We start from the raw sequence: 14,376 nt of genomic DNA on the forward strand, positions 1-14,376 counted from the left end.
TACCTTCCGGCGACCTTTCGGTGCCCGCTTCGGCGGGAGAATCGGGAACGCGGTGAGATTCCGCGACGTGCCCAACGCTGTAGGGGGGACTCGGGACGCAACAGGCCACTGGCATCCGCCGGGAAGGCGCGATCCGGGGACGATCCCAAGTCAGAAGACCGGCCGGGAGGGATGCCCAAACCGCATGGACAGCGGCCCGGGGCGCCACCATCGCAAGGGGACTCCCGATGGACCATGCCTTCTCCGCCGCCGACAAAGCCGCCGTTTACCGGGCCATTTATGAACGCCGCGACGTGCGCAGCGAATTCCTGCCCAACCCGCTCCCCGACGATCTGCTGCTGCGCCTGCTCGACGCCGCCCACCACGCCCCCTCGGTGGGCTTTCAGCAACCCTGGGATTTCGTTGTCGTACGTGACCTCGCCACTCGACGGCGAGTCCATGACTTATTCACCCAGGCCAATGCCGAGGCCGCCCAAATGTTTCCGGCCGAGCAGCGCCAGAAATACCAATCCCTGAAGCTGCAAGGCATCATCGAAGCCCCGGTCAATCTGTGCATCACCTGCGACCGTGGCCGCGCAGGACCGGTGGTCCTGGGCCGCACCCACCAGCCGCAGATGGACCTCTACTCCACCGTCTGCGCCGTACAGAACCTGTGGCTCGCCGCCCGCGCCGAAGGCCTCGGCCTGGGCTGGGTCTCCATCCTCGACCCCGAGGCCCTCAAACAGACCCTCGGCATCCCCGAACGACTGGACGTCATCGCCTATCTTTGTCTCGGATCGGTCTCACAGTTCCACGACACCCCGGATTTGCAACGCCAAGGCTGGCGGCACCGAATGGCGCTGGAGGAACTGCTGCACTGGGAGGGATGGTGAGCGGGCGGCGGGTTGAAGGTCCGGGTGAGATTGCCGGTGTGAAGTGTTGGAATAAGTCGGCCTGACGAGGGACAAAGCATCAGTCGCAATGGGCATCTCGTGAACGGCAACAGCCCCCCCTCATGCCGAGATTCACCCCCCTACCTCATGCTGAGCCTGTCGAGGCACGAGCCTTTCGCAGCATGTGTCGCAACGCGCCCCCTGCTGGACCGTGCCGCCATCCTCCAGCAAGACCCACCACGAAACCGCCAGGGGCGGCCAAGGGGTCATGGGAAGCCTATCCAGCACCACCCCCGGCAACGACGGGGACTCCCTGTCCTCTGCGCCGATTCCGTCCGTTGTCGATGACAAGCCGTCGCGCCCGACCCCGTCGTTCGACGAGGGGCCGTCCCTGTTCGAGTCCAAGACGGCCTTCGATGCGGAGCCGCTGCATCCCATTGCCTCTGAACCCGTCCTCGAGGCCCCGGCACGCCGGACGAACGCCCTCCTTGACGAGTCCCCGAGCGACCGGGCGCAACAGGAAAACCTTCTCAAGCAGGCCGAGGCCGACACGGAGGCGGTCTGGAAGATGCACCAGGACAAAAAGGCCGCCGAGGAGAAAGCCGCCCGGCAGCGCATAGAGATGCGCCAGAAACAGCGCCTGGAAGAGCAAAAGCAGCAGCAGCAACGGCAGACCCTGGCTCAACAGACCACAGAGATCGCTCAGGCACGCCCCATCCGGGTCGAGCAGGCCCTGGCCAAAAGCCCGCCGCCGGTACGCATTGATCCTCTTGACACATGGGATGGGGCGACGCCACCAAAGAAGGGTGAGATTGAGACGGCGCGGCGCAAGCCGGTGATCGAGCGCAGTTTTGCCGATCAGAAGCGCCTGCATTGGGCCGACGACTATTGGACCAACAAAGAGATTCAGCAGGAATCCGGCCAATTCTATGAACTGAACACTCCGAAATCGGAGCCTACTGGCCACGCCAGCGGCAGTTCCCCCACCGGCTACGAAGGCATCCGGGAAGAAAATGACCGCATGAACAAGCTGCGCGCCAAGCAGGCTATCGAACATCTCGGTCCCCATGCGGACCCGCAACATGTGCAGATGATCGAGGCCCATTACGGGGAAACACCGCCCCCCAATGCAGATGCCTGGGGCAAGGACCGTGTCATCCACGGCAAGGAGGAGACCATCGAGGTCGACTGGACCCAAGAAGCGGCGACCTCTGAAAATACCGTCCTCATCGGCGGGTCCGGAAACGATACCTTGGCCTGGACGCAAGAGACGAAGCCCGCTCCCGTTCCGGCACCAGGGACCCAGGATTGGTATGAACATACCAACCGTCTGCTAGAGCAAATTCCGTTCAATTTGGATCAAGTTGATCCAAATTGAAGCGGTAAGATTTGCTCTATCTTATTGAATCAGAGCGATTTCCACTCATACTGAATCACAAAGTGATTCAGTATGAGTGGAAATCGCTCTAGCGCATGATCCCGAGGCCTTCGACGCCTTGTCCGAAGCGGACAAGGCGGCCCACCGGGCCTATTGGGAGCATCGTCTGGGCGGCGGTCCCAACGCCAATCCGGCGACCAACAACGCCGCGATGCACGAGGACCCGGGACATCTGAGGAATTCCTTGATCGCCGGGGAGGCGGCACGGGAAGGCTATGCCGATCCGGAACAGATCTCGTGGGAAAACGGCTTAAAACAGCGCCTGCAGGAAGAATACCAGCTCTCAGACACAGAGTCGGAAATCGCCGCGATCATGGTATCGGTGACCCCCGTGGGCACCGCCCTCGACGTTGGCGAAGGTTTCGTCAAGGCGACGGCGGCGCTGTCGCGGGGCGACGTGAAGGCGGCGATGGAACACCTCGGCTCAGCAGGCATGAGTGCTGCCAAGATCGGGAAAATCGAGAAAAAACTCATGCGATTGGCCGCCGGCGGAAGCGGCAAGGCCTTCGAGAAACTGGCCAAAGCCCTGCCGGACGTCACCTCGGCCTGGATGGCGCGCAGCGTCGCCAAGCAGGGCCTCGCCTATTCGGTGGTCAAGGAAAGCATCGCCCGGGGCTTCAAGAACGGCATGAACCCCGCCGAGGCGCTGACCGGCGGCCTCGGACCGGTGGTCCTGGGCGCGGCGGAAAGTTATGGCCGATCCCACCAGCAGGGCCTGCAACAAGGCATGACCCAAGAGGCTGCCCGCACCTACGCCCTGAAACAGAGCAGGCTCAACGCCGCCATCAGCGGCACCCTTGGGCAGGCATCCAAAGTCCTCCCGGCAAACATTCGCGACGGCTTCGTCGGCTGGATAACCGATGCTGGCAACGAATTGCTCACCGCGCAGATACAGAAATTGGCTGAGGAGAAAGGGAAAGAATGGTGGATGCCTGAAACGTCGGGCTCGCCACATCAGACAGAACGTGATCGTTAAGGCCAACAGTGCGCTTCGACGGGTATCGGTTTGGCAGGGAGAGGTTCGACCTTTTCCCGCCATTCCTTTGCCATTTCCTTTCCCTTTCGCAGCAAAGCCAACTCGTCCAGACTCAACTCATTGCCAAGTTCAATGAGCCTTTCCTGAGCTCTCTTGCCCCCTCTTTGTGCCGCGAGAAATATTTTCATGTACCCCTGTTCATGGGGTGTTACGGGATTGTGAATCGCCTCTTCTCCAACGTATCCAAGCGCAAACGGCTCACCCTGGGCGGCTGATCGATCACACCAATAAAAGCCATTGCGGACCAATGATCCATAAAACATTCGTAACCTAGTATTTCGATAAAGTTCCGCATATAGCAAACACAAAGCCCACTGGGCATTGGCATACCCCATTTCTGAGGACGTTTTGTAAAGACATAAGGCTTTGTCGGTATCTCTCTCAACGCCCTGCGCATTATTGACCATGTATCCCAACGCATAAACCGCACGGCGATTGATATCCACGTCCTCAGTCTGAAGGGCGGCCTGCTTGTACCAATAAAGCGCGGTCTTGTAGTTGATCAACTGACCCAGCCCAAACCGATACAGATCGGCCAGCCAGTATTGCGCTCTCGGGTCGCCCGCTTCCGCCAGGGGTCGCCATTCCCGATAGGCGGTGGCATAGTCCTTTGCCTCATAGGCCGCCATCCCGGCGTCGAAATCGGCGCGGGCCGGAAGGGCGAACAGGACACAAGCCAGGATCAATAAAACACGCATGGAGAGAGTATAGGCCCCGCTTGTTTCCGGTTTCAAGGAAAGCATCGCCCAGTTCATTCCGGTCCGGCCGCCCGGGCAACGCCACCGCCCGCCCCAAGCTGGACCAATGGTTCAAGAACACCTTCCCGGGCACGGTGGACTTGGCTTCTGGGCAATCGGCCAGCGGCACCAGCTTCTTCCACCCCGACGACCGCAAGCAAATCGACGCGGGCATCAATGCCGGATTGGGCGCGCGGGTCAAGGCGGGGATGCCGACGCCCGCCTCCCAACCGCAAACAAACGGCCCCTCAATGGGCGATGACGGCCAATGGTACGGCCCCGATGGCAACAAAATCGACAATCCAAACCGCGACCTGAACGTTCAAAATGCCCAAGCCGCGCCCCAGCAGCCCGCGTCTCAATCGTCCAATCGCAAGCCACCCCAGCTTATGGCACCTGTGCCCGGAGGTACTATTCGCCCTCAGGATGGCATGGGGGATGGGCGCTATGGTGCAAGTCGTGATGGCGGCAAACGCAAACATACAGGTGTAGATTTTGTCGCTAAACCCGGACAAGATGTGGTCAGTACTGTCGATGGAACTGTCACCAAGCTTGGATAGAGGTGGCCTGGGAAATTCAGACAGGGGGTTAAGTGGATTTTCTGCCTGAGAGCGGCGATGATGCCGTTGATCGGGAGGAACCATGACGAAGCGTACACGGCGGAACCACACAGCGGCTTTCAAGGCGAAGGTGGCTTTGGCGGCGATCAAGGGAGACAAGACGCTGGCCGAGTTGGCGCAGCAGTTTGATGTGCATCCGAACCAGATCACGACCTGGCGAGGGCAATTGCTGGAGGGGGCATCGGGGGTTTTCGGCGCGAGCCGATCCCAGGCGACGGTGCCGGTTGATCTGAAGGAGTTGCATGCCAAGATCGGCCAATTGACGTTGGAGAATGATTTTTTGGCCGGTGCGCTCGACAAGGCCGGCATGTTGAGCGTAAAGCGATGATCGACCGTGACCATGCCCTGCCGCTGAAACGGCAGGCGGAGGTGCTGCGGCTTAGTCGCGCCAGCCTCTATTACCAGCCCCGACCGGTGTCTGCCGCCGATCTGGCCATCATGCGTCGGATCGACGCATTGCACCTGGACTTTCCGTTCGCAGGCAGCCGGATGCTGCGCGATTTCCTGCGCAACGAGGGCGTTGAGATCGGCCGCGATCATGTCATCACGCTGATGCGGCGCATGGGGATCGAGGCCTTGTACCGGCGACCAAACACGTCAAAACCAGCAGCGGGACACAAGATCTATCCGTACCTGCTGCGCGGCCTACCCATCCTGCGTCCCAATCAGGTATGGGCGATGGACATTACCTACATCCCCATGGCGCGGGGGTTCGTCTATCTCTGTGTGGTGCTCGACTGGTGCAGCCGCCGGGTTCTGTCTTGGCGGGTGTCGATCACCATGACCGTGGATTTCTGTCTGGAAGCGGTCGAAGACGCGCTGGCCAAGTATGGCAAGCCGGAGATCTTCAACACCGACCAAGGCAGCCAGTTCACCAGTGCCCCATTCACCGGCCTGCTGCTGGACAACGGCATCGCCCTCAGCATGGATGGCAAAGGAGCTTGGCGGGATAACGTCTTTGTCGAACGGCTGTGGCGCTCGGTGAAGTACGAGGAGGTCTATCTTCGGGCCTACGACAGCGTTGGCGAGGCGCGGACCTCGCTCGGCCGCTATTTTGACTTCTACAATGGCAAGAGGCCACATTCGAGCCTCGGTCGGGTGCCGCCGGATAGGATCTACTTTGACAACCAGCCCCAGGCGGTGGCAGCATGACGTTCACTGCCGATGCGGGGCCCCACTCCAGTCGGGCTACGCCCTCCCTGCGTGAGGCCCCGCATCGGCGATACAACACGGCAACCGGCAGAGGCTCCACTTATCCAACGCCAAAAACTGTCTGAACAATCCCGGCCAGCTCTGATATCCCTACGCGAACGACATGAAATACCGTTACGTCGAAATTCAGACCAAGGATGGTTACGTGGTCCGACACTTTTACGTGGACCCAGGAAATCTGAAGCCAGGTCAGAAGGTTGTTGCCGGGAAAACAAAAATAGGAACCGCACAGGATCTATCGAAGAGGTACCCTAAAGGTATGACAAACCATATCCATGTAGAGGTTCGGGATCAGAACAAAATTGCTTATCCTGGAAAGTCCGGTTCACGGAAATTCCAGGATATCGACCCAACTCCGTTACTTCAGGTCCCAGGATCACCAAGTGGAGGAAAGCCATGACCTTGTTTCGAGTGGTGATGAACGGCATCCTGGCTGCTTGTTGGGCTGATGTCATCTGCTCACCGGCATTGGCCTTGGATATAACCGTTTACACCCCGCCTTTGGTTCAGGTTGAAACGCAAGTCTACCAGCCCAGCAATTGTGTGGGGAAGCCGGTGACACCTCTCTGTGCACTTGATTCTTGGCGGGTCTGTCTGGGACGACAGCGCCCTGATATTTGCGCCACGATTGGGCTCGTGGATATGGTTTTTAGGAAAAGCCAAGATGCCGAAGCATTGTTTGATACAGGATTCGTGCGGGAAAATGTCGTGCTGAAGAGCCTGCGTCTGACCGCTGATGACCTTGCCAAACCATCTGCACCGACATGGGCCAGGGTTGGAGATGTCGGCATTGAATGGGAATCCCGTTCATGTTCGAAGGACGGGATTCCATTCAGGGACTGCCAGCCGAAGCACCCAAACTATCGAGAGATTATCTATTTTAGGCAGTTTGAGAACCGATGGCAGGTGGTTGCCTGGACGAACGATGCGGGCTGGGAATTTTCGTGCGAGTCTGCGGTGGAACCCTACGGGCGCGAATGCCGTTTGTATGTCGATGAAGCCCCCCACTGAGCGCACCTGGTTACGGCTTACGGCGATAGCGCATTAAATTTTCGCCCCTGTGATTTGCATCACAGAATATCACAATCACTTGCCGTAAAATCCGTTCTGGGTCAGGGAGGAAGGGGTCGTGTGCGATCCGGCATCATCTCCCGTGCTCAATATTCCGAGGCTTCTTTCTGGGAGAAAGCAAATGACGTATCGGTTCGGTTCCTTGAAGGCCCTGTCCGGCGTCCTCGCCGGTTTGACCATTGCCCTGACGGCCGGTCTGGCCTCGGAAGCGCGGGCCGTGCCCATCGGTTTTACCGACAATGGATGGTATACCTCCGATGCGGCCTCCGGGCTGGATTGGATGGATGTCTCCGAAACCTTCGCCTGGTCCTATCGGCAAGTCACCGACGGCCTCACCGCCGGGGCCACCTCCAACAACGGTTATGACCTCTCCGGATGGCGTCTGGCGTCCGGCACGGAATTGATCGGCCTGGTCAGCAATTGGACCGGCGAGACTCTCGGTTCGGCACTGAATGTCTGGGATCAGGTCTTCGCCACCGGCGAACAGTCCCTGTACAACTTGATCCAGACCGTCGGCGACGGCTATGGCAACTTCTATGAAACCGTCAACGGCACCCCCTATACGGCCACCGATTACAATTACACCTGGGGTTATCTGGAAGGACAGTGGGTCGGCCTGATGGTGCATTATCCCACCGCCGATTACCTGGTGCCGGTCTACGGTGCCCCCGGCCTGGATGGTTACGGCTACGACACCGGCGCCTTCCTGGTTCGCGCAACATCCGAGGTTCCCGAGCCCGCCTCCCTGCTGCTGTTTGCCTCCGGCCTGGCCCTGCTGACCTGGATGCGGCGCAAGGAAAAGGCCGTCATCTGACCGCTTCTCGGTTTTCCGTCCTCCACACAGCGGCTTTCGGGCCGCTGTTCTCGTTTTAATGCACCAACGGCAATTCGGCCCAATGGGTGGTGTAGCGCCGGGAACGGTGGACCTGGGTCATATACCAGGTGCGGGGGCGTGGAATCTGTCCGTAGCACAGGGTGCTCGGGCCATAGCGTCCGTTCAGCCGGTCCATGGCCCGCATGAGATCGGCCCGCCGAGGATCGGCGACCGCCGGATGAAACAGGTCCCCCGTCCCCCGCCCCTCGCGCATCAGATCAAGCAGCAACACCCCCGCTTTCTTATAAGGCACCCCAGGACGGTAAAGCCCCCCCAGCCCGCGCAGCACCGCCGCCAGCACGGGGCCGCTGTCGGCGGTCGGCGGCGTGAAAGCGATGGTCATGCTGTTGGAGTATTGCGGCAAATCCTGGCGAAACCGGTTGCCTTGGACAAAGACTGAAATCGCCCCCGCCACCAGTCCCTGACGGCGTGCCTTTTCCGCCGCCCGGGCAGCGAAGAATTTCAGGCGTTCGGCCAGCTCGTCCTGCCGAGTCAGCATGGTGCCGAAACTGCGCGAGACGCAGAGAGTCTGCTTGTCCGGGGCGATGTCCTCCAGGGCGATGCAGGGATGACCGTTCAGCTCGTCCACCGTGCGCAGCCCGGTCACCCCCATGCGTGCCCGCACCCAGCCCCGGTCGGCCTGGCTCAGGTCGAGGGCGTTGTAAATCCCCCGAGTCCGCAGCATGTGGCCCCATTGCCGTCCGACCCCCCACAGGTCAGCCACCTCGGTTTGCGCCAGCACCGCAAGCCGCACCTCCGGCGGACGGATGTCGAACAGCCCGTCGGGGCTTTTCTTGGCCATCCGGTTGGCCAGCTTGGCCAGAGTCTTGGTGCCACCCAGGCCGATGCTGATGGGAATGCCGGTCCATTGCCCCACCATGGCCCGCAGGTCCCGCATAGAGGCCACGAGATCCCCGGGCAGGCCGTCCAGGTCGAGAAAGCATTCGTCGATGCTGTAAACCTCGATGCGCGGCGCATGGTCGGCCAGGATGTCCATGACCCGGCGGCTCATATCGCCATAGAGGGTGAAATTGGTCGAGCGGACGATTACCGAGCGCCATTCCGGACGTTGGCGGATCTTGAAATAGGGCTCCCCCATGGCGATGCCCAGCGCCTTGGCCTCCGCTGAACGGGCGATGGCGCAGCCGTCGTTGTTGGACAGCACCACCACCGGCCGCCCGCACAGTTCCGGCTGAAAGACCCGCTCGCAGGACACATAGAAATTGTTGCAGTCGGCCAGGGCGTAGACCGGCGGGCGGCTCATGGCAGACTCCGCACCACATTCTTGACCACTCCCCAGACTTCCGCCCCCTCCGGCATCGGCTGCGCCCGATAGGCTTTGTTGGCCGGCACCAGCCACCAGCGCCCCTGCCGCTGCTCCAATCGCTTGACCAGCATCTCCCCGTCGAGACTCGCCACCACGATCTGTCCGGGGCGCGGCTTGATGCTGCGATCGACCACCAGCAGATCGCCGTCGAACACCCCTGCCCCGACCATGGAATCCCCCGCCACCCGCAGAATGAAGGTGGCCGAGGGGTGCTCGATCAGGTCGTTGAGATCCAATGTGCCGTCGGAAAAATCATCGGCCGGACTGGGAAACCCCGCCGCGATACGGGCCGTAAATATGGGCAACGCCAGCCGCCCACGGCGGACCGGCACGAACAAAGCAGAAAAGGCGTGCGACTGGAACATAGGGGGAACATACCAGGACATACCCGCCCCGGCAAGGGCCATCAGGCGGCCCGACCTCCCCCGTCAATGCCCGAAAGCTTATGCGTCGACAAGCATGAGGAAATTCCAGTAGCCCCGTGAATCACCTCATCCCGAGCTTGTCGAGGGATGTCGCTCACACGCCGCCCGAATGGACAACCGAATAGTACAGCACTTCCAACTCGTTCTTGTGCTTGGTCTCTTCGTTGGCCAGGTACTGGAACAGGTCGTGGATCGGCCCCGGCCCGGTCTCGGCGGCCAGTGCCGTGTATTGTTCCATGGCCGCATGCTCGCGCATCAGGGCATATTGCAGCACGGCTTGGTCGTCGGGTTGCTCGCCCAGGTCGGGCACATGAATGCAGTCGGAGAACTTGCGGTCGGAGACCGGACGGGTGATTTCCGTTTGCAGGACCGCCTGCACGTCCGGGCGGGCGCGCAGATCGGTGAACAGATCGAAATGCTTCTGTTCCTCTTCGGCCAATTCCTCCGCCAGATAGCGCAGATTCTTGCTCACCTTGGGGGCCAGATCCCGGTAGAAGTCCCGGGCCGTGCGCTCGAACTCGATGGCCACCGCCAGGATATCTTCCATGGAGGAAAGCGGTTTCAGCTTGTCGTAACCGTGTCCCTGGGTCATTTCTCGGCTTCCTGCTGTTTGAAGACGGCATCAATGCTGGCGGCCACCCGGTGACCATCGGCAACCGCATGGATCACGTCCGGCCCGTTGACGCAGTCGCCCCCGGCCCACAGCCAGGAGACGGAGGTCCGGCCGTCGCCATCCACGGCAATGCGGCCCCGGTTCCATTCCAGTTCCTCGGTCAGTTCCTTGCCCAACAGACTGACGTCGGAGGCCTGGCCGATGGCTTCGATGACCATCTCGCCGTCGTGGATCATTTCGTCCGCTTCGTCGTAGCTGGGCGCGAAACGGCCCTGCTCGTCAAAGATGGCTTTCACCTTCCAGGTTTTCAGGCCAGTCAGCTTGCCCTTGGCGTCAAACAGGATCTCCTGCGGCCCCCGGGCGTCGAAAATATCAATACCCTCCTCGCCGCTCTCCTTGACCTCGTCCGAGTCGGCCAGGAAATGCGCCTTGTCCTCAAGGGCGGTCAGGGTGATCTTGATTTCGCCGTAGGCCTCTTTCTGCTTGCGGGCCAGACTGCGGGCGATATCCATGGCCACGTTGCCGCCGCCGATCACTACCGCCTGACGGGGCACGGTGATCTTCTCGCCGTAGGTGATCTGACGCAACAGATCCACCGCCTTTTTGACGTCCTTGTGGTCGGAGCCCGGAATGCGGGTCGAGCGGCCCAGATGCAGACCGATGGAAAGAATGACCGCATCGTTCTCGGCCTTCAGTTGCTCCATGGTGATATCGGTGCCGACCCGGCTGTTGTAGCGGATCTCGACCCCCATGCCGGTGATGATCGCCACGTCCCGGTCGATGGCGTCGTAGGGCAGACGGTATTCGGGGATGCCGTAACGGGTCATGCCGCCCGGCTTGTCCTGCGCCTCGTACACCGTCACCTGATGGCCCAGGCGGCGCAGATCGAAGGCGGCGGTGAGTCCCGCCGGTCCAGCCCCGATGATCGCCACCTTGTGGCGCGTCTTGCGGGCCGGTTTGCCGATGATCTTGGCGTATTTCTTATAGGGCACCTGATCGGTGATGTGACGCTTGAGCCAGCGGATGGCGATCGGGTCGCCTTCGTGGCGGGAGGCGCAGACCGTCTCGCACTTGTGGGTGCAGACCCGGCCGCAGACTTCGGAGAACGGATTGGTTTCGTAGAGCAGTTTGAGCCCCTTCTCGTAATCGCCCTCGCGGATCGTGGCGATGTACTCGGGGATCGACATATGAGCCGGACAGGTGGCGACACAGAGCCCGCAGGCAACACAGCGCGCGGCCTCCGCCATGGCCTGTTCGACCGTGTAACCGGCGACGATCTCATTGAAATTGTCGACCCGTTCTTCCGGCTCCAGTTCGCCCATGGCCACCCGCTCGTGGGGCACCAGGCCGTGGTTCTCGGGCCGGTGATAGCCCAACTCGGCATTGTCCCAGTGCTTCTTGTCCACCCCGGGGGTGAAGCGGAAGGCATCGCCATCCGAGTCCACCCAGGTATATTCGTTGGACATGGTCAGCGAACCGGTCATGCACACATCGACACACAGGGCACACCAACAGCAGCGCCCATAGTCGATGCGCGGCCGCAGACCGGAATCTTCCTTGGTGGTCACGCCTCCTTCCACCGGAACCATGTCGATGGCGGCGTTCTGGCAGATGGCTTCGCAGGTGCCGCAGCCGATGCAGGTCTTCACGTCGTTCTTGTGGAATCCCCGATAACGCGGCGCGCCGGGCCGGTCATGGAGCGGGTCGATAATGGTCACCGGATTGCGGAACAGATGTTTCCACGCGGTGAAGGGGGACAGGACGTCGCGTACGCTCATGGCTATCTCTCGATCTCCGGCGGATAGGTATGCAGGGAAACCATCAGGCCCGCCACATCCGATATGTTGAGGTTGACGATCATCCGTTCCAACAACGCCATGGCATGGGTGTAGGACGGACCCCGAACGTTGATGCGGCGCGGATAGCCACTGCCGTCGGTGACCACGTAGAACCCGTATTCTCCGCGCGAGCATTCGCCTCGGATATAGGTTTCGCCGCGCGGAATCTTCCAGTGCAGCACGTTGGGCAATTTGGCCATCACCGGCCCGGTACGCGGCATCTTGGCGAGGATCTGACGAATCAGGTCGACGGAGACCAGCACATCGCGGCGCCGCACGTCGGCGCGGGTGAAGATATCCGAGTCTTTGCCGCTCACCGGCTCGAAGTTCAACATTGGATAGACCAGATAGGGCGCATCCTTGCGCACGTCCTTGACCACCCCGGCAGCGCGGGCGTTCGGCCCGGTGATGCCATAGCTGTCGATCAATGCCGGATCAATGACGCCGACGCCCACCGCACGCTTCTTGAACACCGCATTGCGGAACATCACGTCATGGACGTCCTTCATGGTCCGCTCGACCTCTTTCAGGGTCTCCGCCATGCGCTGGTCGAAGCCCTCGGGCAGTGTGTCACGGACGCCACCCGGCAGGATGAACATGTGATAGATGCGCGCCCCGGTGAGTTCCTCGAAGCGGTCGAGCATCAGGTCACGGACATAGGTCGTCCACTGGCCGATCACCCCCAGACCGAAGGCCCCGGCCTGCCCGCCCAGATACATCATGTAGCTGTTGATGCGCCCCATCTCCAGGATCAAGGTGCGAATCCACAGGGCCTGTTCGGGCACTTCGAGCCCGGCCAGTTCCTCGATGGCGGCGGCGTAGCAATATTCGTTGAAGTCCGGCTCCGGCACGCAGATGCGGCAGACGATGGGGAAACACTGGATGAAGGTGCGGCGCTCCATCAGCTTCTCGAAGCCCCGGTGCAGATAGCCCACATGGGTCCGCCCCTCGACCACCTCATCGCCGCAGACGGTCAGTTCCACCGACATATTGCCGGTAATGCCGGGATGGTTCGGCCCCTGCCAGAGCTTCAGGTACTTGCCCGAGGTCAGGTCGATGTCGCAGCTTCCGTCCTCTTTCTTGTCCGGGTATTGGCTGCGATCGGGTGTAAACTGCAACATATCAATCCCCGTCCGGATAGAGTTTCTGTTTCATGTACTGGGCCGGATCATGGGTTTCGCGGCCCGGCCGATGGGCGAACTGTTCCTCAGAATATTTCTTGGTATCGAAATCCCGGCGATACGGCGGCATGCCGGTCCAGCCTTCCAGGATGAATTCTTCGTTGACTCGCGGACTGCCGGGAAAGTCGATGCCGAACATCTCGCGCAGTTCCCGCTGATAGGTGGCGGCGGTCGGCCAGATGTCATGGATGCCGTCCATGGAGGCATTATCGCGCGGGATCATCAGCCGCACCCCGATATCGCGCCGCGCCTTGCGATTGCACAGCAGGTAAGTCAGTTGGAACTGATCCTCCTCCAACCAATCAACGGCGGTCAGCAGGACCAGATGGGTAAAGCCCTCCCGATCGCGCAGATGCAGCAGCAGCGAGCGCAAATATTCGCGCGGCACGGTGACGAAAGCCAAGTCTTCGCGCTGCTCGGTCAGTTTGCCGAGGGCGAAGGGCTCGCGGATCTTGTTGTAGAGGTCACGCATATTCATAGATCATCACCAGTTGTAATCGGGCATGTCCCAATCGTGGATCACCTGCTTCTGGTTGGCCTTGTACCAGTCGAAGCGCTCGGCATATTGGTTGGCACCCTCGCCCTTGCCCGCGCGGATGATTTTCTTCAGATCCTCGAACCCGGCCAGCAGCGCCTCGGGTCGCGGCATGCAGCCGACGATGTAGATATCCACCGGCAGATATTCGTCGAGCTTCTTGATGGTGTTGTAGCTGTCCCAGTACATGCCGCCGTTGATGGTGCAGGAGCCCAGGCCGACCACATATTTCGGGCTCTGCATCTGCTCGTAGGAGCGAATGGCCCGCTTCAGGGTCTTGGTCGACAGATAGCCCGAAATCATCAGCAGGTTGGCCTGTCGGGGGGTCGGACGCCATTGCACCCCGAACCGATAGGCATCGAAGCGCGGCGTCATCAAAGGGCGCATCTCAATGGCCCCGCAACCGGTGCCGAAGCCAAGAATCCACAGGGATTCCGACCGCGCCCAGTTGAAGAAATCCTCGACGATCTTCACGTAGTGCGGCGGATGGACCTTGGGCGGGGCCTCGCAATAGTGATCGCGCAACGGATCAATCTCGATGGTCTGACCATCGGGGGTTTTGACGACGCGCTTTTTGAGTTCTTCTTTCATGTCACC

Annotated in this window: 15 protein-coding genes and 1 riboswitch; of the genes, 7 read left to right on the forward strand and 8 right to left on the reverse strand. The window is 60.8% G+C overall.

All coding sequences use genetic code 11. From position 1 onward, the window contains the following. Position 1: 1 nt before the first annotated feature. Positions 2-181: riboswitch (cobalamin riboswitch) on the forward strand. Between the two features lie 46 nt (positions 182-227). The 3 genes from bluB (at position 228) to ACYQ1P_RS13920 (ending at position 3,286) form a co-directional block, all read left to right on the forward strand. After that, positions 228-872, forward strand: coding sequence for a 5,6-dimethylbenzimidazole synthase (gene bluB / locus ACYQ1P_RS13910; protein ID WP_460020938.1), 645 nt, complete (start codon positions 228-230; stop codon positions 870-872). A gap of 268 nt (positions 873-1,140) precedes the next feature. Continuing rightward, the gene (locus ACYQ1P_RS13915) at positions 1,141-2,250 is read left to right on the forward strand and encodes a hypothetical protein (RefSeq protein WP_460020939.1); all 1,110 of its coding nucleotides are present in this window, start codon (positions 1,141-1,143) and stop codon (positions 2,248-2,250) included. 76 nt (positions 2,251-2,326) lie between these two features. Then, entirely contained in the window at positions 2,327-3,286 is a 960-nt protein-coding gene (locus ACYQ1P_RS13920) for a hypothetical protein (protein ID WP_460020940.1), read from the forward strand. Here ACYQ1P_RS13920 and ACYQ1P_RS13925 read toward each other — a convergent pair. Next, a complete protein-coding gene (locus tag ACYQ1P_RS13925) occupies positions 3,283-4,044 on the reverse strand; it encodes a tetratricopeptide repeat protein (protein ID WP_460020941.1) in 762 nt (253 codons plus the stop codon). The two genes, ACYQ1P_RS13920 and ACYQ1P_RS13925, sit on opposite strands and share 4 nt — an antisense overlap. Positions 4,045-4,064: 20 nt before the next feature. Between ACYQ1P_RS13925 and ACYQ1P_RS13930 the strand changes: the two genes are divergently transcribed. The 4 genes from ACYQ1P_RS13930 (at position 4,065) to ACYQ1P_RS13945 (ending at position 7,800) form a co-directional block, all read left to right on the forward strand. Beyond that, entirely contained in the window at positions 4,065-4,643 is a 579-nt protein-coding gene (locus ACYQ1P_RS13930) for a hypothetical protein (RefSeq protein ID WP_460020942.1), read from the forward strand. An 82-nt stretch (positions 4,644-4,725) separates the two neighbouring features. Then, positions 4,726-5,855, forward strand: a protein-coding gene (locus ACYQ1P_RS13935) for an IS3 family transposase (protein WP_460018929.1) whose coding sequence is annotated in 2 segments (ribosomal slippage) — positions 4,726-4,987 and positions 4,987-5,855 — 1,131 coding nt in all. Because the reading frame shifts where the segments join, the coding sequence is not laid out codon by codon here. Positions 5,856-6,311: 456 nt separating this feature from the next. Next, on the forward strand, positions 6,312-6,926 hold the full coding sequence (locus tag ACYQ1P_RS13940) for a hypothetical protein (protein WP_460020943.1): 615 nt from the start codon (positions 6,312-6,314) through the stop codon (positions 6,924-6,926). Positions 6,927-7,107: 181 nt separating this feature from the next. After that, a complete protein-coding gene (locus tag ACYQ1P_RS13945) occupies positions 7,108-7,800 on the forward strand; it encodes a PEP-CTERM sorting domain-containing protein (RefSeq protein ID WP_460020944.1) in 693 nt (230 codons plus the stop codon). Positions 7,801-7,855: 55 nt separating this feature from the next. On the opposite strand, the gene ACYQ1P_RS13950 is transcribed toward ACYQ1P_RS13945, so the two are convergent. From ACYQ1P_RS13950 to ACYQ1P_RS13980, 7 genes are all read right to left on the reverse strand, one after another. Beyond that, positions 7,856-9,124 (reverse strand): Y-family DNA polymerase, encoded by a 1,269-nt coding sequence (locus ACYQ1P_RS13950; protein ID WP_460020945.1) that lies wholly within the window; start codon positions 9,122-9,124, stop codon positions 7,856-7,858. Continuing rightward, positions 9,121-9,594 (reverse strand): LexA family protein, encoded by a 474-nt coding sequence (locus tag ACYQ1P_RS13955; protein WP_460020946.1) that lies wholly within the window; start codon positions 9,592-9,594, stop codon positions 9,121-9,123. Before ACYQ1P_RS13955 ends, ACYQ1P_RS13950 begins: the two co-directional genes overlap by 4 nt. A gap of 112 nt (positions 9,595-9,706) precedes the next feature. Next, the gene (locus tag ACYQ1P_RS13960) at positions 9,707-10,204 is read right to left on the reverse strand and encodes a ferritin family protein (RefSeq protein ID WP_460020947.1); all 498 of its coding nucleotides are present in this window, start codon (positions 10,202-10,204) and stop codon (positions 9,707-9,709) included. Further along, positions 10,201-12,003, reverse strand: coding sequence for an FAD-dependent oxidoreductase (locus tag ACYQ1P_RS13965; protein ID WP_460020948.1), 1,803 nt, complete (start codon positions 12,001-12,003; stop codon positions 10,201-10,203). The genes ACYQ1P_RS13960 and ACYQ1P_RS13965 overlap by 4 nt, the downstream gene beginning before the upstream one ends. A 2-nt stretch (positions 12,004-12,005) precedes the next feature. Further along, entirely contained in the window at positions 12,006-13,184 is a 1,179-nt protein-coding gene (locus tag ACYQ1P_RS13970) for an NADH-quinone oxidoreductase subunit D (RefSeq protein ID WP_460020949.1), read from the reverse strand. 1 nt (position 13,185) lies between these two features. Beyond that, positions 13,186-13,722 carry an NADH-quinone oxidoreductase subunit C gene (locus ACYQ1P_RS13975; protein WP_460020950.1) on the reverse strand — a complete coding sequence of 179 codons (537 nt, stop codon included), beginning with the start codon at positions 13,720-13,722 and terminating at the stop codon, positions 13,186-13,188. A gap of 6 nt (positions 13,723-13,728) precedes the next feature. Beyond that, the gene (locus ACYQ1P_RS13980) at positions 13,729-14,370 is read right to left on the reverse strand and encodes an NADH-quinone oxidoreductase subunit B (RefSeq protein ID WP_460020951.1); all 642 of its coding nucleotides are present in this window, start codon (positions 14,368-14,370) and stop codon (positions 13,729-13,731) included. Between the last annotated feature and the right edge of the window lie 6 nt (positions 14,371-14,376).

The sequence above is a fragment of the Magnetospira thiophila genome (assembly GCF_054657015.1).

Excerpts from the sequence above, each read along its gene's own strand:
- ACYQ1P_RS13960 (WP_460020947.1), bottom strand. The coding sequence starts at position 10,204 with ATGACCCAGGGACACGGTTACGACAAGCTGAAACCGCTTTCCTCCATG.
- ACYQ1P_RS13955 (WP_460020946.1), bottom strand. The coding sequence starts at position 9,594 with ATGGCCCTTGCCGGGGCGGGTATGTCCTGGTATGTTCCCCCTATGTTC.
- ACYQ1P_RS13940 (WP_460020943.1), top strand. The coding sequence starts at position 6,312 with ATGACCTTGTTTCGAGTGGTGATGAACGGCATCCTGGCTGCTTGTTGG.
- ACYQ1P_RS13980 (WP_460020951.1), bottom strand. The coding sequence starts at position 14,370 with ATGAAAGAAGAACTCAAAAAGCGCGTCGTCAAAACCCCCGATGGTCAG.
- ACYQ1P_RS13970 (WP_460020949.1), bottom strand. The coding sequence starts at position 13,184 with ATGTTGCAGTTTACACCCGATCGCAGCCAATACCCGGACAAGAAAGAG.
- ACYQ1P_RS13945 (WP_460020944.1), top strand. The coding sequence starts at position 7,108 with ATGACGTATCGGTTCGGTTCCTTGAAGGCCCTGTCCGGCGTCCTCGCC.
- bluB (WP_460020938.1), top strand. The coding sequence starts at position 228 with ATGGACCATGCCTTCTCCGCCGCCGACAAAGCCGCCGTTTACCGGGCC.
- ACYQ1P_RS13965 (WP_460020948.1), bottom strand. The coding sequence starts at position 12,003 with ATGAGCGTACGCGACGTCCTGTCCCCCTTCACCGCGTGGAAACATCTG.
- ACYQ1P_RS13915 (WP_460020939.1), top strand. The coding sequence starts at position 1,141 with ATGGGAAGCCTATCCAGCACCACCCCCGGCAACGACGGGGACTCCCTG.
- ACYQ1P_RS13975 (WP_460020950.1), bottom strand. The coding sequence starts at position 13,722 with ATGAATATGCGTGACCTCTACAACAAGATCCGCGAGCCCTTCGCCCTC.
- ACYQ1P_RS13950 (WP_460020945.1), bottom strand. The coding sequence starts at position 9,124 with ATGAGCCGCCCGCCGGTCTACGCCCTGGCCGACTGCAACAATTTCTAT.
- ACYQ1P_RS13925 (WP_460020941.1), bottom strand. The coding sequence starts at position 4,044 with ATGCGTGTTTTATTGATCCTGGCTTGTGTCCTGTTCGCCCTTCCGGCC.